Origin of the sequence: Streptomyces flavofungini (assembly GCF_030388665.1) — a bacterium.
Lineage (GTDB): Bacteria > Actinomycetota > Actinomycetes > Streptomycetales > Streptomycetaceae > Streptomyces > Streptomyces flavofungini_A.
In genome coordinates this window covers 3,989,054-4,008,126 of sequence record NZ_CP128846.1, presented here as the reverse complement: position 1 = coordinate 4,008,126, position 19,073 = coordinate 3,989,054, and the positions used below count along the sequence as shown (strand labels likewise).

Sequence of the window (19,073 nt, the reverse complement as noted above, 5' to 3'; positions counted from 1 at the left end):
CACCGGCCTGATCCTGGACCCATGAAAGAAATCATCGCCATCGTCGGCTGGGTCGTCGGAGTGCAGGGCGCGCTCGGTGTCGCAGGGAATCTCTTCGGGGACGGCCCCTGGGGCCTGATCCACAAGTGGTGGGACGTGCCCGGCGCCGGATACGTCGTGCTGGTCGCTGTCGGCGCCGTCCTCGCGTTCTACGGGGAGCAGGGCAGGGCGCGGGCCCGGCGCTGAGGCGCGGGCTGCGCGGACTGCGGACTGCGGGCTGTGCGGACTGCGGCCGCGGGCTAGCGGGTCGCCGGTGGGACGAGAGTCCTCGCCGCGCCGAGCTTTTTGCCGGTGTCGGCGTACAGCGTGACCTCGCCGTCGCTCCAGCGGACGATCAGGTCGTCCGGGCGCCCGTTCGCGCTGTAGGCGCCCGCCGTCATCGCCTCGGCCTGCTTCCAGCGGGCGTTGGGCCCCTGCATCCGGGTCTCCTTGCCGAGGCCGGACGCGCTCAGGTCCTGGTACAGGGTGCGTTCGCCGTCGGACCAGCGGACGACGAGGTCCCAGTTGCCTCTGCCCGTGAAGTCGCCGCCGGTCAGGAGCGTGGCGTGCTTCCAGGTGCCGTTGGGCTTCTGGAGCCGGGTCTCCTTCTCGTAGCCGCGGCCGTTCTTGAAGGCACGGCCGTTCACCTCGCTGTAGAGGGTGACTTCACCGTCGCTCCAGCGCACGACGAGGTCGTCCGTCCGGCCGTTGCCGGTGAAACGGCCCGCGGTGAGCAGCGTGGCGTGCTTCCAGGTGGAACGGGCGGGTGCCAGCTCGACCTCCGCGCGGAGGCCGGCGGCGCTCACGTCCGGGTACAGCGTGACCTCGCCGTCGCTCCAGCGCACCATGAGGTCGTCGGTGCCCCTGCCCCGGGTGAAGTCGCCGCCGGTGACCGTCGTCGCGTGCTTCCAGGTGCCGTTGGCGGACTTCAGGCGCCGCTCCCCGCTGAACCCGCCCTTGCCGTTGCCCGGGTGCAGGGTGACCTCGCCGTCGGTCCACACCACGAGGAGGTCGGCCGTGCCGTCGCCGGTGTACTCGCCGGACGCCAGGTGCCTGGCGTGCCGCCAGGTCTCGCCGGAGCCGGGGGAGTACGGCAGCGGCGGGCGCCGCACGGTGGCGACGCCGTCGATCGCGTCCCGGTAGAGCTTGAACACCTCGTCGTCGTAGTACGGCGCGTACGAGACGTCGTCGCTGGCCCCGCCGCCACCCGCGCCGCCGAGGTTCCCGACGACCTGGCCGGTCCCGGTGCGCTCGTCGAAGTTCCGCAGCCACGGGCTGCCGGACGTGCCGCCGTGGAAACCGCCGCACTCCATGCGCAGCTGTCCGTACCCCGGCAGCCGGGTCGTGTTCGCCCGGCACTTGATCGCCTTGTCCACGGGCGCGTTCCTGGCCGAGGGGTAGCCGATGACGGTGACCTGGCCGCGGTAACCGGGCGTCCGGGTCAGCTTGTTGGCGCCGGTGACCTGCTCGATCTGGCGTCCGCGCCGGTCCGGCTTGACGGTCGTGAAGGCGAAGTCCAGGTCGGAGCCCGGGCCGTACGTGGTGCGCCGCGGGTCCTTGAAGACGCGGTCGACCGCCCAGATCCCGTGCGGCTGGCGCGCGGCGCTCCTGCCCGTCCGGTACTGCGGCACGAAGGCGTACTTGCTGCCGTTGGCGCAGTGTCCTGCCGTGAGGAGCAGATTGCCCTTCGGGCTGTGCACCACGCTGGCCGTGCAGTTGTGGGAGGCCATGCCCTTGTCGACGAAGTACAGGACGCCGACGGTCATGGTGCCCTTGTAGACCTTGGCTTTGGGCTTGGGCTTAGCTCCGGCCTTGGCTTTGGGCTTGGCTCCGGCCTTGGATTGGGCCTTCACCGGGACTGTGGCCGTGGCGCGCTGTTCCGCGGGAACGGCCCGCGCGCCGGGATAAGCGGTCGCGACTTCGGCGCCGTCCGAGCCATCCCCTGCACGCACGCCATCCGTGGCACGCACAGCACCCCTGGTATTCGGGGCATCCGTGGTTTTCGCGGCCGGGGGCGGGGCCGCCGACTCCATGCGCCGCGCGGTCCAGAACTTCTCCGCGTCCGCAACCGTCCAATTCCCCTTGTCCGCAGCGGGAATGACCGTGCTCACGCGTTCCACCGCGACTTCGGGGACAGCGTACGCCGAGACGGAATTCACCGAGACGGCGAGAAATATGCCGCTCACCCCCACCGCCACTGCCCTGGCCCCACGAGAACTGCGCACAACTGCCCTTCTGAAGCAAACGGTCGACCAAACCCCCTGGGTACGATCGCGGGGAAAACATCCCCACCGCCGGAATCGACCCCGGCTGTCCGAACCCCAGGACTGCACCTTATGACACGCATTCGCGCCGCCGCCGCGGCCGGAGTGATGACCTGCGCCGCGGCGCTGACGGCCATTCCGAGTGCGCAGGCGGCCATTCCGGGCGCACCGGCGGGCCCGGGAGACAATGGCGAACTGGTGGTGTCGCCGGACGCGGTACGCCCCGGCCAGTGGGTCGGGCTTTCTGCCGTGAACACCGAACTCGACGAGGACAACGCGGTCGTGGAATCCGAGGTGTTCACGCGGTCGGTGAGACTCACCAATCCCGGCAAAGTCAGATGGAAGGGCCGCGCGAAGGTCCGCTGCGACGCCGAACCCGGCACGTACGAAGTCCGCTTCACCGAGTCGATCCCGCCCGACGACGCATACGGCGCGAAGGTACGGGTCGAGACCGGAGGCCCGGCCAAGAACTCCGGGTGCGCGGCGAGGGGCGGGGGCGAGCGCGGCGCCGACGGAGACGACGGAGACGACGGCGGCGTGAACAGGGTGGCGCTGGGCCTCGCCACGGGGGCGGGCGCCACGGTCGTCGTCGCGGGCGCCTTCCTCGCCGTACGACGCGGGGGGCGCCGCGCCTAGTTGTTGCTGGACATGAGGTTGCTGACGCCTGAGTAGTGGTTATGTCCAGCCGGTGATGATGTTGCGCCCTTGCGGGATGACGAGGTCGAGGAGCCCGGGGAAGCGATTGTCGAGGTCGGTACGCCGGAGCCGATTCAGCCGCCTGGTCCCTTCGTCTCGCTGGTAGATCACCCCCGCTTCGCGGAGGGTCTTGAAGTGGCCGCTTTGGGTTGACTTGCTGACGGGCAAGGCGAATGTCGTACAGGCCAGTTCACCTTCGGGTTCGACCTGGGCTAGCCGCGCAACGATGGCCAATCGGACCGGGTCGCTGAGCGCTGCCAGCACGGTCGTGAACTCCAGCTCGCCGGGGGCGGGGTGCACGAGCTTGGTTGCAGTCCTACTGGCCATGGCTCCCACTGTACCGAACATGTTCGGCGTGCACGAACATCTGCTATGTTCGGCGCCCATGAACATGAGGCGGGGTGGCAGGACGGACGACGGCGGCGCTCAGGACTTGGCTCAGCCTCCCAGTTCAGCAGCATCGGGCGCCCGTACACCGCTGGTCGGCGGGGCAAGCCGGTGGAGGTTCTGGGCGACGGCTTATGCGCTGCTGATCTTGCTCGCCGGAACCAACCTGCCCACACCGCTGTATCGCAGCTACGAAACGGCGTTCGGCTTCTCCCCGTTCGTCGTCACACTCATCTTCGCCGTCTACGTCGCGACCCTCATCCCATCCCTGCTCGTCGCCGGCCCGCTCTCCGATGCGATCGGGCGACGCCGGGTCCTGCTCCCAGCCTTCGTGCTGGCGGCCGTGGGATCACTCGTGTTCGCGCTGGCCAGCAGCACTGGGTGGCTGTTCGCCGCCCGGATCTTGCAGGGCCTCTCGGTTGGGGCGGCATCCGGAGCTCTGACGGCTGCGCTCAGCGAACTCGAACCCACCGGTAGCCGCCGCAAGGGCGCGTTGGTCACAACGGTGGCCTCGGTCGGCGGCCTGGGCCTGGGGCCGGTCCTGGCCGGACTGATCGCCGAGCACGCGCCGGCTCCCGATGTGACGCCGTTCGTCGTTGAGATCGTGCTCCTCGTCCCTGCAGCCGTCACGGTCACGCGGATGCCCTCGACCCGCCAGGTGACACAGTGGCGTCTTCGCCGACCTCAGATTCCGGCCGCAATGCGAACAGTGTTCATGACCAGCGGGAGCGCCAACTTCCTCGCCTTCGCGGTCATCGGGCTCTTCCTCTCTCTCATTCCGACCTACGTGGCGACGCTGACGGGCAGCACGAACCTGCTCCTTGGCGGAGGTACAGCAGCGCTCATGCTGGCCAGCTCCGTCGCCGTCCAACTCATTACCTACGGACGACGACCGCGCCACCTTCAGCTCGCCGGACTGCCAATCCTGGCGGCGGGGCTGGGGCTCCTCGTGCTGGTCGGGAACACGCCCTCACTCGAACTGCTTCTGGCCGCCACCGTCCTCGCCGGGGTCGGCCACGGGCTGGTGTTCCTCGGCGGCCTCACCACGGTGAACAACAACACCCCATCCGCCAGGCACGCCGAGGTGCTCTCCAGCTTCTACGTCATCGTCTACACCGGCGTCGGGCTGCCCGTGCTCGGTGTCGGCGTCCTTGCCACCATCTTCGACCTCACCACGGCCATGACCTGGTTCGCCGGAACCGTCGCCGTCTTGTGCCTGCTCGTGCTCGCCGCACTCTCCCGTACCAACCGCGATACCGCCGCAGTGCTCAGCAAATAGCCCGGACCGCCCCGCGCCTTGGAAGGCCCTATGGACACCACTGAATTCGAGGCCGCCTACCGCGACCTCCTGAGGCTTGCCTCGTCAATTCCGGACACAGCAAGTTACGCAGCACCAGCACGAGACGACATCGACTGGACGTTGAGCCACATCGCGCTCAGCGACCCACTCCTCACCGAAGCGGCCCGCGACATCCACCACGGACGCCATGCCGTCGTCGACAATCAGGACGCGATGGACCAGGTCGTGATCGCCGAGCTCATCGCCTCCACCACTCATCGGCAGCGCGTTGCGATAGTCCGCGACCATGCCCACGTGCTTCGCGAGGCACTCAGCGCGGTCCCCGACCAAGCGGCTGATAGCCCCGTGCTCCTGCGTCTCTTCGACCGCGCCGGCGAACCCCTTCCCGAACAGCGCATGCCATGGCGGGACCTGATCGCACTCCGCGCCACCACCCACATCCCCGGCCACACATCCCGAATCAAGACATACGCATCAGCGGAAGACAGGACGCCCGATGCATAAGAACGCGCCACTGACGCCGGAGGGCCGACGCCGACTTATCGCTCGTTGCCGGACCCGGCCGATCGCCCATGGCGCGGCAGAGATGGGGATCTCCCGCGCGACCGCATCAAAGTGGATCAACCGGTACCGGCGCTACGCTGACCTCGGGCTGGTCGACCGAACCTCCACGTCCACGCGGCGGGTGCGGGAGCGTCAAGGCGGCGGCATCCCGGCGGCTTCCGGCGGTGGACGGGGCCGATGGTCATGGAGTGTCACCCGCGGATGCCGTTGGGGAGTGACTTTCCCCGCACTGTCCGAAGCCTGCTAGCAGGCCTTGATGTCGTCTTCGCATCCTTCGACATCGCCGGGGGCGATGGTGTTCAGACGCCAAAGGAACAGGCCGGTGCCGTTCTTCATCGGTTCAGCGCTCATTTTGAACGGCTCGCCCGGTGGGATGTTGAATTGGTCGGCTTCGGGGTCTCCGCATCCGATTCCGTAGGCCTGTTCTTCGTCACCCCGGGTCAGGATGAGGGTGAGTTCTTCGACGCCGTCGGTGTTGCAGCCTTTCCTGCCGAGCGCGTCAGCCGCTATGCGATGTGCTCGGCGTCCTCGTCCATCGCGCGCTGGTAGCGGTCGCGGAAGTCGCGGAGGTAGGGGCGCAGGGTGCTTTCCGTGAGCGGGCCGCCGGACTGGCCGGTCACGCCGTAGAGGTCCATCAAGTAGAGGCTGAACTGGCGGGCGTTGGGGTAGTCGCCCCGCTCGCTCACGTATTTGCGGAAGGCGTTGAAGTACGCCTCGTCGCGGGTCATGTCGCCCGGCAGTCCGGAGCCGTCGGCGGCCGCGGGCTCGGGCAGCGGCTCCGATTCCGGCTCCCGGGCCTCTTCGCCGACGGGGGCGGGGGCCTGTTCCTCGCGCGGGCCCGGGATGAGGTGGCCGTTCGCGAGGGGGCGGGTGCGGCCCGGGCCGGCCGGGACACGGAAGCCGGAGCCGTCGTCGGCGACTTCGGGAGCCTCGTGGGCCTGCTCGGGGTACGGCCCGCCTTGGTCGTACTGCTGGGCCCGCGCGAACTGCTGGGCCTGCGCGTAACGCTGCTGCTCGTACGCCTGCTGGTCGGCGTACTGCTGCTGCTCGTACGCCAGTTGCTCGTCGTAGCCCTGCTGGTCGTAGCCCTGCTGCTGGGCCTGTTCCTCGTACCACTCGTCGTACGGGGCCTCCGGGTCGTACGACACCGGGCCCTCGCTGGTGTGGGGCTGCGGTGGGTGCTGGGCGGCGAACCAGGGGCTCGCGTGGTTGGCCGGGGGCTGCGGGGCGGGCTCGGGGGTGGCTTCGACGGCTGCGACGGTTTCCGGGGCGGCGGCTTGGGGGGTGGGCTCGGGTGCCGGGTCCTTGACGAGGGCGACGGGGGTGGCGTCGGCCGTGGGCGCGGGCTGGTTCGCGGGCTGGGCCTGGGGCAACTCCCGCTGCGCTGAGTCCGCCTGGGGCAGCCCGGGCGTGACCGGCTCGGCCTTCGTCAGCTCGGGCTGCTGGGCCGTGGCCTGGACGGGCGGAAGGACGGGCGGTTCGATGCCGGCGGCGGCGAGGCCCGCGGGGGCCGTCTCCGCGAGGGGGACGCCGTAGCGGGCCAGGCGCAGCGGCATCAGGGACTCCACCGGGGCCTTACGGCGCCAGCCGCGGCCGAAGCGGGAGCGCAGGCGGGCCTGGTAGACCAGGCGCTCCTGCTCCAGCTTGATGACCTGGTCGTAGGAGCGCAGCTCCCACAGCTTCATGCGGCGCCACAGCAGGAACGTCGGCACGGGGGAGAGCAGCCAGCGCGTCATGCGCACGCCCTCCATGTGCTTGTCGGCCGTGATGTCGGCGATCCGCCCGATCGCGTGCCGGGCCGCCTCGACCGCGACCACGAAGAGCACCGGGATGACGGCGTGCATGCCGACGCCCAGCGGGTCGGGCCCCGTTGAAGGCGATGGTGGCCGCCGTGAGCAGCCACGCCGTCTGGCGAAGGAGCGGGAAGGGGATCCTGATCCAGGTCAGCAGGAGGTCGAGCGCCAGCAGGACGCAGATGCCCGCGTCGATGCCGATGGGGAAGACCATCGAGAAGGTGCCGAAGCCCTTCTTCTCGGCCAGCTCCCGCACGGCCGCGTACGACCCCGCGAAACCGATCCCGGCGATGACCACCGCACCGAAGACGACGACCCCGATGAGTATCCGGTGCGTACGTGTCAGCTGCATCGCGGCCACCCGCGAACCCCTCCCTGTTCGGTGTGTTGCGACCGATAGCCTGGCACACGCGTACGGGAACGTGTGTCCCGGTAGGCCGTCCCCGGGCAGGAAGCCCCGCCCGACGCCCCTCGCCTGGCGCGCGTTCGCCCCGACGAACCCCAGGCCCACAAGCAACGGCAGCCCGACGACGACCAGGTGAGTCACGGCCGTCCGTCGGCACCGGAACACCGCGGCGAGACCGAATCCACCGCCCGCCGACCAGGCCAGGAACCACAGAACGCCCTCGCGCCCGGCCTCCGCGTCCCGCACCTCCCGCGGGCTCGGAGCCCCGAAGGACAGCCCGGCCAGGACGAAGCCGTAGCCCGCGAAGAGCACGATCACGATGTCGACGACGGCCACGACGACGGCCGGCTTCCCGTCACTGCGACGGGGGGCGAACTTCGTACGGTGACTTCCCTCTGTGCGGAAACCGGGGGCCCGAGCCGACGTAAGCGCGCAGGCCTCCCGGCCAGAAACGCGGTCAGCCCTTGTCCTGGAACAGGCCACGAAGGGCAAGCAGGAGTCGCGGCATGTGTGGCAGGCAGGCAGCGCGGACGCGGACACGGCAGGAGCCCGGCCGCGTGAGCGGTCGGGCTCCTGTGACTCCTGGGTGCGCGGGGCGAGTTGTGGCGGTCTCGCGCGCGTACGCGAGGAAGGTTCGGCTACTCGCCCTTCGGCTACTCGCCCTTGGGCTTCGCGTCGTCCTTCGCGTCGTTCTCCGGCTTCGCGCCGGAGCCGTCGGAGGCCTTGTCGTCCTTGTCGTCCTTGTCGTCCTTGGGGGCGTCGGAGGACTTGTCCGGGGCGCCGCCCGCCTTGTTCGCCGCCGTGACCGCCGCGACGGCCTCCTTTGCGGCCTTCTGGGTGTCCTTGGCGAGGGCCGCCCCGTCGGGGGACTTGTCGCCCGCGAGACCCGCGCCGTTGTAGTCGACCGTCACGACCGCGTTCTCCACGCGGGCCACGAGCGTCTGCTGCTTGAAGGTGTCCTTCTCCTTCTTGACGTCGTAGCTGACCAGCGTCGCCTGGTCGCCCACGCCCGGCACCGGAGTGGTCTTGACGCCCTTGGCGTCCTTGGCCGCCTGGGCGTCCGTGACCTGCTTGGTGAAGTTGCCCTGGGCGCGCTTGGCGCCGCTGCCGAGGGACTGGTCGGACTCGAAGCGGTTCAGCGAGACGCGCAGCCAGCGGAACTGGGAGCCGTCGACGCCGTTGTTGTCGAGGCTGTCCCAGGTGCAGTTGCCGCGCGTGGACACATCGTCCGACGTGCCCGTCTTGCCCGACTTGTTCTTCGTCGCCGGGACGAGATCGCCGAGGGTCTTCTTCGAGAGCGTGTCGCAGGGCTCGGGCAGCTTGGCGAACGCGGCCTTCTCCACGGTCGCCGCCTTGTCGCCGGAGCCGCCGGAGCCCTCGGACCCGCCGGAGGCGGACGCGGAGGACTGGTCGCCGCTGTCCTTCTTGTCCCCGTCCGACCCGGAGTCGCTGCTGCAGGCGGAGGCGAAGAGGATCACCGGTACGGCTGCCGCGCCCACCAGGACGCGGGTGAGTCGCTGACGCTGTCGCTGTGCGGGTCGGTGCATGGTTCCTTCACTCGTGTTCGCTCTGGGCGGCCGTGCCGTTCGATGGGGTCGTTGGGCCACGGTACGCGGTGTGCGACGCGGGTGACGCGGCTTCCGGGGAGCCCGTACGCGCTCGGAACGGCCCTCAGCCGTCGAACCTGTCGACCAGGTTTTCCGCCAGCTCGCGCGCGTTGTCCTGCATTTCCTTGGAGTCGGGCACCTCGGTCCTGCGGGCCGGCTGCTCGTCGTACGCCACCGTGACGATCACGTTCGACGTGCGGAACACCACAGTCACGGTCCGCTGCCGGGTCGCCGACGCGGCGGTGGTCAGCACATCGTCCAGGAACGCCTCGTCGCCGAGGTCGTCCAGGGTGCGCGGCTCGTATCCGGCGGGGGTGCTCTCGTCCGCTGCGGCGCCGCCGTCGGGCTCAGCGTCGGTCGCGGCGCCGTCGCCCTTCTTGGCGGAGGCATGGGCGGCGGCGGGGGCGCCCTGCGCGCGCGGCGAGCCCTCTGAGTCACCGGAGTCGCTGGATTCACCGGAGTCGTCTGATTTGTCCGAGCTGCCCGGCTTGCCGGAACCCTTGGGGGCGTCGGAGACCCCGGAGCCTCCCGAGCCCTCGGGCTCCTCCGTGTCGTCGTCCTCGTCCGACCCCGAGGGCGGCGGCTCCTGGATGCCCGCCTCCCGCAGCTTCGACCGGTACAGCTCCTGCGCCCGGGTGTCGTCGCTGACCGTCCCGTCGTACGACACCACGCGCTCGAAGTTCACGAGCAGGTGGTGGGTGGCGTCCGCAGACTCGACCTTCCAGCGGCAGCCCACGCGCCGGTCCGTGTCGTACGTCACCGTGGCGGAGCCCGCGTACGCCTTCTCGCGCTGCTTGGCGTCCTCGATGTCCTTGATGCCCGGCAGCATCGAGTCGAGCGTCGAGCCGTCGACCGCGCCGCAGGGCTCGGGCAGCGTGCGGTACTTGCCGGGCTCGGCGGCCGCCGTGGAGCTGCCGGAGTCGCCGGACTTGCCGTCGTCGCCCGCACCGGACCCCGAGCTGCCGGTGCAGCCGGCGAGCAGCGCCACGAGAAGCGCGGCTGCGCCCGGTACGTAGACCCTCCGCTGCACCGTGCTGGCTCCTCTCGACGTGGACGGGTCCGGCCGGCCCGTGCGGGCCGGGCCACCGAGCCTGTCCGGCCTGGTTATTCGGTTGCCGCCGACGGACGGCCGGTGGACACAATGTGTATCGCACGCGCCGCTGTGGATGCCGGTCCGTTATCCCATACGTCGACCTTGGCACCGGTATTTGCGCTTCAAGTCTTTTGTAGTTGTACGGGGGGAAGAGGAAGCTATGTCGTACGTAGAGATGCCCGGGGCGAACGTCCCCATCCGGATGTGGGCGGACCCCAAGACGGTCGAGGGCGCCGCGATGCAGCAGCTGCGGAACGTCGCCACGCTGCCGTGGATCAAGGGCCTTGCCGTCATGCCGGACGTCCACTACGGCAAGGGTGCGACGGTCGGCTCCGTCATCGCCCTGCAGGGCGCGGTGTGCCCGGCGGCGGTCGGCGTCGACATCGGCTGCGGGATGTCGGCGGTCAAGACGTCGCTGACGGCCGCCGACCTGCCGGACGACCTGTCGCGACTGCGGTCGAAGATCGAGCAGGCTATTCCGGTGGGGCGGGGGATGCATGAGGACCCCGTCGACCCTGGGCGGTTTCACGGGGTGCCGACGGCAGGCTGGGACGACTTCTGGGGGCGGTTCGACGGGGTCGCGGATGCGGTCAAATTCCGTCAGGAGCGAGCCGTTAAGCAGATGGGGACGCTTGGGTCCGGGAATCATATGATCGAGTTCTGTCTCGATGAGTCTGGTTCGGTCTGGCTGATGCTGCACTCCGGATCGCGGAACATCGGTAAGGAGCTGGCGGAGCATCACATCGGTGTGGCCCGCGACCTGCCGCACAACCAGGGCCTGGTGGACCGTGACCTGGCGGTGTTCGTCGCGGACACCCCGCAGATGGCGGCCTACCGGAGCGACTTGTACTGGGCGCAGGAGTACGCGAAGCACAACCGCACGCTCATGATGGCGCTCTTCAAGGACGTGGTGCGCAAGGAGTTCAAGAAGGCCGCGCCGAGCTTCGAGCAAGAGATCTCCTGCCACCACAACTACGTGGCGGAGGAGCGGTACGACGGCATGGACCTGCTGGTCACCCGTAAGGGGGCGATCCGCGCGGGCTCCGGTGAATACGGCATCATCCCCGGCTCGATGGGCACCAGCTCGTACATCGTGAAGGGGCTCGGCAATGAGGCGGCCTTCAACTCCGCGTCGCATGGTGCGGGGCGGCGGATGAGCCGCAATGCCGCGAAGCGCCGCTTCACGGTGCAGGATCTGGAACAGCAGACCCAAGGCGTGGAGTGCCGCAAGGACTCGGGCGTCCTGGATGAGATTCCGGCTGCGTACAAGTCGATCGAGCGGGTGATGGAGAGCCAGCGCGACCTCGTCGAGGCCGTGGCCAAGCTGAAGCAGGTCATCTGCGTCAAGGGCTGACCGCCTGGGTGAGGGCAGCCGAAACCGGTGCCCTCACCCACCCATGTCAGTCGGGTTGCTGAACCAGTCCGCTGCGAAGCTTCCAGCGGCGCACTTGGCACGCGCTCAGGGAATAACCCGACTCTGATGCGGCGTGCTTGATCGTTGGCGCGGCCAGCAGCCTCCCGTCCCTTTCGGGTGTCCAGCGGGGTCGTTGGTCGGCCTGAGCCTGGGCAGGCCGGACATCAACTCGCATGGCGACAGGACGCGTTCACCGGTGGGGGTGGCTCGCGTCCGGGCCGGGGCGGGGTGCCGCTGAAGGCGGGACGCCTACTCCGCGTGCATGACCGCGTAGATCATGACGAACGCCACGATGTGGATGCCGAACAGGAAGTACGCGAGGTACCACCACACCAGGCGTTCGTTCTTCTTCTCCTGGGCGAGGCGGCGGGACTCCTGCTCGTGGACGAGGCGGTCCAGGGGGTCCGGGGAGTCGGGCGAGCCGCCGGGGGTGCCGGGGTCGTCGGCGGCGTAGGTCATCGCTGCTCCCGGTGGACCTTCGTGTTGGACGCCTGGGCGCGGGGGCGGACCACGAGGAGGTCGATGTTGACGTGCGGCGGGCGGGTCACCGCCCAGGTGATCGTGTCCGCCACGTCGTCCGCGGTGAGGGGCTCGGCCACGCCCGCGTAGACCTTCGCGGCCTTCTCCTCGTCGCCGCCGAAGCGGGTCAGCGCGAAGCCCTCGGTCTTGACCATGCCGGGGGCGACCTCGATCACGCGGACCGGGGTGCCGACGATCTCCAGGCGGAGGGTCTCGGCGAGGACGTGCTCGGCGTGCTTGGCGGCGACGTAGCCCCCGCCGCCCTCGTACGTGCCGTGGCCCGCCGTGGACGAGACGACGACCACGGTGCCGTCGCCGCTCGCGGTGAGGGCGGGGAGCAGGGCCTGGGTGACGTTCAGGGTGCCGATGACGTTCGTCTCGTACATCTGGCGCCAGTCCGCCGGGTCGCCGGTCGAGACGGGGTCGGCGCCGAGCGCGCCGCCCGCGTTGTTCACCAGGACCGCGATCTCGCGGAACGCCGTCGCGAAGGTGTCGACGGCCGCGCGGTCGGTGACGTCGAGCTCGTACGCCGTGGCGCTGTGCCCGGCCTCCGTCAGCTCCGCCGCGAGCGCCTCGATGCGGTCCTTGCGGCGGGCCGTCAGGACGACCCGGTACCCGGCCGCCGCGAGGCCGCGGGCCGTGGCCGCGCCGATGCCGCCGCTGGCACCCGTGACGATGGCGATGCCGGGCTTGCGGGGCGTTGCGGCGGCGGACATGCGGGCTCCCTGGGGGTCGGGCCGGGCGGGCCGGTTCGGGTGGTGCCGAGCGGCCCGGGGTGGGCCGGGTTCGTTTCGTACGTGCGTTCCGTACTGCCTCGGTCAGCATAGGCGCGCCCCGCCCGGCCCGGACGGGCGGCGCCGACCTCGCAGGGGCGACGGAGCGGGCGGTGAGCGTGGTCAACAGGGTGGCATGTGGGGGGTCGGCGGGTCCGGAGCCGCGGTGGGTGGCATGTATGGCCCTGGTGTGGGCGCCGGTGGCGTGGACGTCGGTGGCGCCGTGGAATCGGGATGGACGTCGGGGCCGGTGTCGGTCGCGGTGTCGTGGAGGTAGTCGTGCGGGTGCTCTGTGTGGGGGCCGTGGTCGCGGGGGCGGTGCTGTGGGGGAGCGGGGGCGCCGTGGCCGATGTGGACGCGGTGCCGGAGGCGGATGTCGCGTACCACGGGCAGGTGGCCATGACGCGGGGGCTCGCGGCGGTCTCCCTGACGCCGGAGAACCACGGCCCGGACGACGTCCCGGGCGCCACGGTCCGCCTCGTCTGGTCGGTGCCCCTGGAGGACGGCATGCGGCTGCCGGACACCTGTGTGCGGGCCGGTGAGCGCGGGGTGCTGTGCCGCACGGGTGCCCTGCCCGCGGGCGCGCGCGGCGAGCGGCTGCACCTCGCGGTCCGGCTCCGCGGGGCGCCCCGCGAGGTGACGGTGACGGTGGGCACCGTCTGGAACGGCGGCGCCGTCGACCACAATCCGCACAACAACGAGCACGCGGTGCTCGTCCTCGACACGGGGGACTCGTACTACTTCTGACCCCTTCCGACTGCTTCTGACTCGCGCTACGCCTGACCCTGTCCCGGCCCCGTCGTGTCCGTCAGGTCGAGGCGCCAGTCGTTGCACCGCATCCAGTGCCCCTTCGGGTACTCCATGTCCTCCTCGCCGAGCAGTGTGAAGCCCGCCTTGCGGCACACGCCGTTGGACGCCGGGTTGGTCACGGAGGGGAACGCGTGCAGGTGGCGGTGGCGGGCCTCGCGGCGGGCCTCGGCCACCGCCAGGCGGACCGCCGTGCCCGCGATGCCGTGGCCCTGGAACTCGGGGACCACGCCCCAGCCGGCCTCCCACACGTCCTCGCCCTTGTGGTGGGTCTCCCAGAAGCCGACGATGCCCGCCGACGCCCCTTCGGGGCCCGCCGCGATCCGGAACATCCGGCCCCCGCGGCCGTCGTCGAGGCCCAGATACCTGCGGTGCCGGTCGAGGAGCTTCTCGTGCGTCTCGGGGCCGCCCAAGTGCGCCGTCATCTCGGGTGAGTTGTGCCGGACGAGCAGCTCGAAGTCGCCCTCCGACCAGGGCGTGAGCCGGACATTCTGAGGCTGTGTTCTCTCCATGACCTCACGGTAGGCGGGGGGTCTGACAATGCCCGGCGCGCCGACGGCCGCCGCCCCCGCCGCCCGACCGGGTGCGCCCCGCCTCAGCCCGGCGCGTACGCCGTCGGCGGCACCCCCACGGTCGCCTTGAAGTCCCGTACGAGATGCGCCTGGTCCGCGTACCCGAGCCCCGCCGCGAGGTCCGCCCAGTCCACCGCCGCCGCGGACTCCGCGCGCTCCAGGGCCTCGTGGATGCGGTAGCGCAGGACCACCCACTTCGGGCCGACGCCGACGTACGCCGAGAAGAGCCGTTGCAGCGCCCGCACCGAAAGGCCCGCCTCGCGCGCCAGGTCGCCCACACGCCGGATCGTGCGGTCGGCGCGGACGCGGTCGGCCAGGGCCATGGCGAGGTCGGCCTGCGGGTCGGGGGCGGGGCCGTGGCGCAGCAGGAAGGCGTCGAGGGCGGCCACGCGCGCGTGCTCGTCGTCGGGGCCGAGGACCGCGTCGACCGTGGCCGAGCCGTCCGCCGCGCCCGTCCCACCGCTCTTCGTCCCCTCGCCCCCGAACACCTCGGCCAGGGGCACCTCCCGCCCCGTCAGCTCCGCCACCGCCCGCCCCGGTGCGAACGGCCGGAAGCCGCCAGGACGGAACTGCACCCCGCACACCCGCCCGTGCCCGGCCAGCTCCTTGGTGAACAGACCGAGGCCGACGCCCGCGATCTCCCCGAAGGGCTCGCGCCCCGGCAGGTCTTGGAAGACGACGTTCACCGACGGGTGCGGCACCACGTGCGTCACGTAGGGCTCGGTGAGGTCCCAGTCGATCAGCCAGTAGTGCTCCAGGTAGGGGCGGAGCGGTTCGGCGGGGGCGTGGCGTCGGAAACGTACGCGGGTCAGCAGGCCGGAGGGGTCGACGATGCCCCGGGTGTCGCGGCGGGGGGTGCCGGGGGACGGAGCGGGGGAGGGGGAGGCGGAGGGGCCGGGCATGGCGTGATCGTAGGGCGGGGCGCTGACAGTGGGCCGGGACGCGCCCCCTCGGGGCTGTCGCGTTTGTTCAAGACGGGCCCGGCCCCGGCTGCCTACCGTCGTCCCATGAACACCACCCACAGGACCGGAGACCTCCTGGCCGTCGCCGCCGCCCACGCCCTGCCCGTGGTGCGGAACCTCCCCGACGACCGCCTCGGCGCCCGCACGCCCTGCGCCGAGTACGACGTACGCGCCCTGGTGAACCACCTCTTCCACGTGGTGGTGCAGTTCCAGGAGCTTGCCGCCAAACGGAACGCCGACTTCGGCGGGGACACACCCGACTACGTGGCCGAGGGCGACGACTGGCGCGAGCGGTTCGCGGCGGAGACGGAGAAAGTGGTGGCCGCCTGGTCCGAGCCCGGGGCCGACGAGGGTACGACCGGCGCGATGAACATGCCCGCGCGGACGGTCGGTTCGATGGTCCTGCTCGATCTGACGGTGCACGCCTGGGACCTGGCCCGCGCGACCGGCCAGGCGTACGGGACGGACGAGGCGCCCGCGAGCGGCGCACCGGATGCCGGAGCACGGGATGTCGGCGTACCCGATGTCGGTGTACCGGATGTCGGCGTACCGGATGTCGTGGCCGCCCTGCGCGCGGCCGTCGACGAGCTGGCCCCCACGGCCCGTGCGATGGGTGTCCTCGGGGAGCCGGTGCCGGTGCGTGAGGACGCGTCGGACTTCGACCGGCTGCTCGCGGCGACGGGGCGGGACCCCCACTGGACCTGAGCCCGCCCCCCACGACCGGGCCGCGCCCGCCCTCATGAACGGCGTCCGCCTGGACCTGAGCCCGCCCTCATGAACCGGGCCGAGCCCGCCCTCATGAACCGGGCCGAGCCCGTCCTCATGAACCGGGCCGAGCCCGTCCTCATGAACCGGGCCGAGCCCGCCCTCACGACGGCGCCCGCAGCGCCTCCACCGCGATCCGCGCCGCCGTCCCGATGACCGCGTCCGCCGACGGCAGCGTGGCCGCGGTGCGGGCGGCGCGGGTGAAGACGGCGACGGCGTAGCGGCCGCCGTCGGGGTACTCGACGACGCCGACCTCGTTGCGGACGGTCGGCAGGCTGCCGGTCTTGCCCGCGACGTGGACGTCGTCGAAGGGGAATCCCGCGGCGAGGCGGTGCGGCCAGACCTGGAGGCCGAGGACGCGACGCATGGCGGCGCCGTGTTCGGGGGTGCAGGCCTCGTCCCGCCAGACCGCGCCGAGCAGGCGCGTCATGTCGCGCGGGGTGCTGTGGTTGGTGCGGGCGGGGTCGAGGGCGCGCAGCCGTGCGATGACGTAGGGGTCGGTCAGGGCCTGGGCGCCGCCGGGGCCCGCGTCCTCGCGCATGGACGCGAACATCTCGCGGAAGCTGTGCACGGCGCGGGTGCGGGCGAGTCCGAGGCGGGCCGTGGTGGCGTTGACGGCGTCCAGGCCGACGCGGCCGAGGAGGAGTTCGGCGGCGGTGTTGTCGCTGACGGCCATCATCAGGTACGCGGCGTCGCGCAGGGACATCCGTACGGGGTCGAGCATCGCGGCGAGCCCGGTCGGGCCGGACGTGCGGTCGGCGGGCGGGCACTCGATCTGCTCGGTGAGGTCGAGGCGGCCCGCCGCGGCCTGCTCGTGCAGCGTGACGAGGACGCACAGCTTGTGGACGCTCGCGGTGACGACGGGCTGGTCGGCGCCGACGCCGACCTCCGCGCCGGAGTCGATGTCGACGGCGTGCAGCCGGCCCGTGACGCCGGCTTCGGCGAACGCGTCCTGGAGACGGATGGGGGTCGTGGTCACAGCCAGTACTCCGCGGTCGGACGCAGATGGAGCGGACGCGGGGGCGCGTCGGCGGTCAGGGCGGCGGTGTCGTGCAGGGCGCGCGTGACCGCTTCGGCGAACGCCACCACCGCGGTGTCGCCGCGCCCCTTCGGCCAGGCCACCGAGTGCCGCCAGGCCAGCGGGGCGCCGGCGAGCGGCCGCCACACGATGTCGGGCTCGGTGCCCGGGGGCGGGGCGGGGTGGGCGTCCTTGGGGCTGAAGGCGACGGCGTGCGAGGACAGGATCAGGCCGCGCACGAAGCTGGCGCCCTGGCCGTGCCGGACGGCGGTGGGGGTGTAGCCGTCGCGGGCACAGGTGGTGAGCAGGTCGTCGTGCAGGGCGGGGGCGGCGCTGCGGTGGAAGAGGACCAGGTCGTAGCCGCTGAGGGCGGTCAGCGGGACCTCGGCGAGCGCGGCGGCGGGGGCGCCGCGCGGCAGCAGCACGCCGACCTCGCGGCGCAGCACCGGGCCGAGTTCGAGGCCGGTGACGTCGCACGGGTGGTGGATGAGGCCGACGTCCAGGTCGTGCGCGGTGAGCTGGGCGAGCTGCTGGGTGGTGGTCAGCTCGCGCAGCTCCAGCTCGACGCCCGCGTGGTGGCGGCGGAAGTCGGCGAGGAGGGCGGCGACGGTCTCGCCCGCGATGTCCGGCGGGAGCGCGGCGCGCAGCAGGCCGCTCTCGCCGTCGCGGATGCGGCGGGCGGTGGCGAGCAGCGCCTCGGAACGGGCGAGCAGTTCGCGGGCCTCGTCGAGGAGGAGTGTCCCGGCCTTGGTGATGGTGACCTGCCTGCTGGTGCGCTCGAAGAGACGCACGCCGAGGTGGCGCTCCAGACGCTGGACGCGTTGCGACAGGGGCGGCTGGGCCATGCCGAGGCGTTCGGCGGCCCGACCGAAATGTGACTCTTCCGCAACAGCCACAAAGCACTCCAGGTGCCGCATCAGGTCCACGAGCAGCGACGATATCGCAGATTAATGAATACGTGAGTGATATCGAACTTGGACATAGGGGGCCCGGCGCTGATCTGCTCCCGGTATGACGCTCTCTTCGGTACGGCCCGCCTCCGCTCGTGTACGTCGTCGGAGTGCCGTGCGCCGCTGGTCCGGTGTCCTCGTCGTGGGCCTCGCCCTCACGGCGGGCTGCGCCGACGCATCCGACTCCGGGTCCGACTCCGCCACGTCCTCGAAGTCCTCGAAGTCCCCGCAGTCCTCGCACTCCGCGAAGCCGTCGGCCGCCGCCGACACCCGCGAGCGGCTGCGCGTGGACGGCACCACCCGCGACTACCTGCTGCACAAGCCCACCGCGCCCGGCTCGGGCCCGCGCCCGCTCGTCGTCGCCTTCCACGGCCGCGGCGCCGACCCCGCCGAGATGCGCGAGCTGACCGGCCTGAACGAGGCCGCCAAGGCGCGCGGGATGCTGGTCGCCTACCCGGAGGCCCTGCGCAAGACGTGGGGCGCGGGCACCGCGCCGTCCCGGCTGCGCCCGGACCCCGACGCCGACGTGCGCTTCACGCAGGCCCTGGTCGACAAGCTGGTCCGCACGGAGCGGGCCGACCCCCGGCGGGTGTACGTCGTGGGGTTCTCCAACGGCGGCTCGATGGCGCTGCGGGTGGCGGCGGACCGGCCGAAGCTGGTGGCGGGGGCGGTGTCGGTCGCGGGGCAGCTGCCCACCGGGCGGGACGAGGTGCGGCCGAAGGGGCCGGTGCCGGTGATGGTGGTCTACGGCGCCAAGGACCCGGTGCGTCCGGTCACGGGCCTGGCCCGGCCCGGGCCCGCCCCCAAGGGCCAGGAGCCCATCATGGCAACCAAGTCGGCCCGCTCGAGCGTCAAGGCCTTTGCCACGGCCGGTCGTACGAAGCCCCCGGCCGAGCAGTCCCGCAAGGGCTACGACCGCACCGTGTGGCGTCCCGGCCCCGGCACGGTCCCCGTCGAACTCCTCGTCGTGCGCGACGCCGGTCACACCTGGCCCGGAACGCGCGTCACCCCGCCCAAGGGCTTCGGCCCGGCCAGCAAGGCGCTGGACACCACCGGCACCGTCCTCGGCTTCCTCACCGACCAGAGCCCGCGGCCCCCGCACGGGGCGGCCAAGAACCAGGAGCGCAGCAGACGATGAACGAGAGCGACTACGAGGGCGACCGAT

At 71.5% G+C, this 19,073-nt stretch carries 19 protein-coding genes and 2 pseudogenes; 10 read left to right on the top strand and 11 right to left on the bottom strand.

Annotated features, from left to right (window positions below):
* The first annotated feature begins 21 nt into the window (after window positions 1–21).
* On the top strand, window positions 22–225 hold the full coding sequence (locus tag QUY26_RS16495; RefSeq protein WP_289947334.1) for a hypothetical protein: 204 nt from the start codon (window positions 22–24) through the stop codon (window positions 223–225).
* A 53-nt stretch (window positions 226–278) separates the two neighbouring features.
* Here the strand turns inward: QUY26_RS16495 and QUY26_RS16490 are convergent, their stop codons facing one another.
* Window positions 279–1,871: a trypsin-like serine peptidase gene (locus QUY26_RS16490; RefSeq protein WP_289947333.1), complete on the bottom strand. Its 1,593-nt coding sequence runs from the start codon at window positions 1,869–1,871 to the stop codon at window positions 279–281.
* 483 nt (window positions 1,872–2,354) lie between these two features.
* Here QUY26_RS16490 and QUY26_RS16485 point away from each other — a divergent pair, with 483 nt between their 5' ends.
* Entirely contained in the window at window positions 2,355–2,918 is a 564-nt protein-coding gene (locus QUY26_RS16485; protein WP_289947331.1) for a hypothetical protein, read from the top strand.
* Window positions 2,919–2,957: 39 nt separating this feature from the next.
* On the opposite strand, the gene QUY26_RS16480 is transcribed toward QUY26_RS16485, so the two are convergent.
* Window positions 2,958–3,305 carry an ArsR/SmtB family transcription factor gene (locus QUY26_RS16480; protein ID WP_289947330.1) on the bottom strand — a complete coding sequence of 116 codons (348 nt, stop codon included), beginning with the start codon at window positions 3,303–3,305 and terminating at the stop codon, window positions 2,958–2,960.
* Between the two features lie 19 nt (window positions 3,306–3,324).
* Here QUY26_RS16480 and QUY26_RS16475 point away from each other — a divergent pair, with 19 nt between their 5' ends.
* From QUY26_RS16475 to QUY26_RS16460, 4 genes and pseudogenes are all read left to right on the top strand, one after another.
* Window positions 3,325–4,644, top strand: a complete 1,320-nt coding sequence (locus QUY26_RS16475; protein WP_289947329.1) for an MFS transporter — start codon at window positions 3,325–3,327, stop codon at window positions 4,642–4,644.
* Between the two features lie 30 nt (window positions 4,645–4,674).
* Window positions 4,675–5,169: a hypothetical protein gene (locus tag QUY26_RS16470; RefSeq protein ID WP_289947328.1), complete on the top strand. Its 495-nt coding sequence runs from the start codon at window positions 4,675–4,677 to the stop codon at window positions 5,167–5,169.
* Window positions 5,162–5,335: pseudogene (locus QUY26_RS16465) on the top strand (helix-turn-helix domain-containing protein); the annotation flags it as partial. The gene QUY26_RS16470 and the pseudogene QUY26_RS16465, both read left to right, overlap by 8 nt.
* A 71-nt stretch (window positions 5,336–5,406) precedes the next feature.
* Window positions 5,407–5,778 carry a hypothetical protein gene (locus tag QUY26_RS16460; RefSeq protein ID WP_289956425.1) on the top strand — a complete coding sequence of 124 codons (372 nt, stop codon included), beginning with the start codon at window positions 5,407–5,409 and terminating at the stop codon, window positions 5,776–5,778.
* On the opposite strand, the pseudogene QUY26_RS16455 reads toward QUY26_RS16460, so the two are convergent.
* The 3 genes and pseudogenes from QUY26_RS16455 to QUY26_RS16445 form a co-directional block, all read right to left on the bottom strand.
* Window positions 5,736–7,383 (bottom strand): annotated as a pseudogene (locus QUY26_RS16455) (DUF2637 domain-containing protein). The gene QUY26_RS16460 and the pseudogene QUY26_RS16455 overlap by 43 nt on opposite strands.
* Before the next feature lie 698 nt (window positions 7,384–8,081).
* Entirely contained in the window at window positions 8,082–8,975 is an 894-nt protein-coding gene (locus tag QUY26_RS16450; RefSeq protein WP_289947325.1) for a DUF3558 domain-containing protein, read from the bottom strand.
* Window positions 8,976–9,099: 124 nt separating this feature from the next.
* Window positions 9,100–10,065, bottom strand: coding sequence for a DUF3558 domain-containing protein (locus tag QUY26_RS16445; RefSeq protein ID WP_289947322.1), 966 nt, complete (start codon window positions 10,063–10,065; stop codon window positions 9,100–9,102).
* A 223-nt stretch (window positions 10,066–10,288) separates the two neighbouring features.
* On the opposite strand from QUY26_RS16445, the gene QUY26_RS16440 reads away from it, so the two are divergent.
* Window positions 10,289–11,482 carry an RtcB family protein gene (locus QUY26_RS16440; RefSeq protein WP_289947321.1) on the top strand — a complete coding sequence of 398 codons (1,194 nt, stop codon included), beginning with the start codon at window positions 10,289–10,291 and terminating at the stop codon, window positions 11,480–11,482.
* Between the two features lie 309 nt (window positions 11,483–11,791).
* On the opposite strand, the gene QUY26_RS16435 is transcribed toward QUY26_RS16440, so the two are convergent.
* Together QUY26_RS16435 and QUY26_RS16430 are read right to left on the bottom strand one after the other, a co-directional pair.
* On the bottom strand, window positions 11,792–12,001 hold the full coding sequence (locus tag QUY26_RS16435; RefSeq protein WP_289947318.1) for a hypothetical protein: 210 nt from the start codon (window positions 11,999–12,001) through the stop codon (window positions 11,792–11,794).
* A complete protein-coding gene (locus tag QUY26_RS16430) occupies window positions 11,998–12,777 on the bottom strand; it encodes an SDR family NAD(P)-dependent oxidoreductase (RefSeq protein WP_289947316.1) in 780 nt (259 codons plus the stop codon). The genes QUY26_RS16435 and QUY26_RS16430 overlap by 4 nt, the downstream gene beginning before the upstream one ends.
* A 336-nt stretch (window positions 12,778–13,113) precedes the next feature.
* Between QUY26_RS16430 and QUY26_RS16425 the strand changes: the two genes are divergently transcribed.
* On the top strand, window positions 13,114–13,581 hold the full coding sequence (locus QUY26_RS16425) for a hypothetical protein (protein WP_289947314.1): 468 nt from the start codon (window positions 13,114–13,116) through the stop codon (window positions 13,579–13,581).
* 26 nt (window positions 13,582–13,607) lie between these two features.
* On the opposite strand, the gene QUY26_RS16420 is transcribed toward QUY26_RS16425, so the two are convergent.
* Window positions 13,608–14,153, bottom strand: a complete 546-nt coding sequence (locus QUY26_RS16420) for a GNAT family N-acetyltransferase (protein ID WP_289947309.1) — start codon at window positions 14,151–14,153, stop codon at window positions 13,608–13,610.
* A gap of 83 nt (window positions 14,154–14,236) precedes the next feature.
* Window positions 14,237–15,115: a helix-turn-helix domain-containing protein gene (locus QUY26_RS16415; protein WP_289947307.1), complete on the bottom strand. Its 879-nt coding sequence runs from the start codon at window positions 15,113–15,115 to the stop codon at window positions 14,237–14,239.
* A gap of 105 nt (window positions 15,116–15,220) precedes the next feature.
* On the opposite strand from QUY26_RS16415, the gene QUY26_RS16410 reads away from it, so the two are divergent.
* A complete protein-coding gene (locus QUY26_RS16410; RefSeq protein WP_289947305.1) occupies window positions 15,221–15,880 on the top strand; it encodes a TIGR03086 family metal-binding protein in 660 nt (219 codons plus the stop codon).
* Between the two features lie 163 nt (window positions 15,881–16,043).
* Here the strand turns inward: QUY26_RS16410 and QUY26_RS16405 are convergent, their stop codons facing one another.
* Window positions 16,044–16,919: a serine hydrolase gene (locus QUY26_RS16405; RefSeq protein ID WP_436840342.1), complete on the bottom strand. Its 876-nt coding sequence runs from the start codon at window positions 16,917–16,919 to the stop codon at window positions 16,044–16,046.
* Window positions 16,916–17,884 carry a LysR family transcriptional regulator gene (locus QUY26_RS16400; protein WP_289947303.1) on the bottom strand — a complete coding sequence of 323 codons (969 nt, stop codon included), beginning with the start codon at window positions 17,882–17,884 and terminating at the stop codon, window positions 16,916–16,918. Before QUY26_RS16400 ends, QUY26_RS16405 begins: the two co-directional genes overlap by 4 nt.
* 85 nt (window positions 17,885–17,969) lie before the next feature.
* Between QUY26_RS16400 and QUY26_RS16395 the strand changes: the two genes are divergently transcribed.
* Window positions 17,970–19,046 carry an alpha/beta hydrolase family esterase gene (locus tag QUY26_RS16395; protein WP_289947301.1) on the top strand — a complete coding sequence of 359 codons (1,077 nt, stop codon included), beginning with the start codon at window positions 17,970–17,972 and terminating at the stop codon, window positions 19,044–19,046.
* Window positions 19,047–19,073: the final 27 nt, after the last annotated feature.

Coding starts and splice junctions, on each gene's coding strand:
- QUY26_RS16440 (WP_289947321.1), top strand. CDS start 10,289: ATGTCGTACGTAGAGATGCCCGGGGCGAACGTCCCCATCCGGATGTGG.
- QUY26_RS16460 (WP_289956425.1), top strand. CDS start 5,407: ATGGTCATGGAGTGTCACCCGCGGATGCCGTTGGGGAGTGACTTTCCC.
- QUY26_RS16480 (WP_289947330.1), bottom strand. CDS start 3,305: ATGGCCAGTAGGACTGCAACCAAGCTCGTGCACCCCGCCCCCGGCGAG.
- QUY26_RS16410 (WP_289947305.1), top strand. CDS start 15,221: ATGAACACCACCCACAGGACCGGAGACCTCCTGGCCGTCGCCGCCGCC.
- QUY26_RS16430 (WP_289947316.1), bottom strand. CDS start 12,777: ATGTCCGCCGCCGCAACGCCCCGCAAGCCCGGCATCGCCATCGTCACG.
- QUY26_RS16435 (WP_289947318.1), bottom strand. CDS start 12,001: ATGACCTACGCCGCCGACGACCCCGGCACCCCCGGCGGCTCGCCCGAC.
- QUY26_RS16475 (WP_289947329.1), top strand. CDS start 3,325: ATGTTCGGCGTGCACGAACATCTGCTATGTTCGGCGCCCATGAACATG.
- QUY26_RS16495 (WP_289947334.1), top strand. CDS start 22: ATGAAAGAAATCATCGCCATCGTCGGCTGGGTCGTCGGAGTGCAGGGC.
- QUY26_RS16485 (WP_289947331.1), top strand. CDS start 2,355: ATGACACGCATTCGCGCCGCCGCCGCGGCCGGAGTGATGACCTGCGCC.
- QUY26_RS16415 (WP_289947307.1), bottom strand. CDS start 15,115: ATGCCCGGCCCCTCCGCCTCCCCCTCCCCCGCTCCGTCCCCCGGCACC.
- QUY26_RS16470 (WP_289947328.1), top strand. CDS start 4,675: ATGGACACCACTGAATTCGAGGCCGCCTACCGCGACCTCCTGAGGCTT.
- QUY26_RS16395 (WP_289947301.1), top strand. CDS start 17,970: ATGACGCTCTCTTCGGTACGGCCCGCCTCCGCTCGTGTACGTCGTCGG.
- QUY26_RS16450 (WP_289947325.1), bottom strand. CDS start 8,975: ATGCACCGACCCGCACAGCGACAGCGTCAGCGACTCACCCGCGTCCTG.
- QUY26_RS16420 (WP_289947309.1), bottom strand. CDS start 14,153: ATGGAGAGAACACAGCCTCAGAATGTCCGGCTCACGCCCTGGTCGGAG.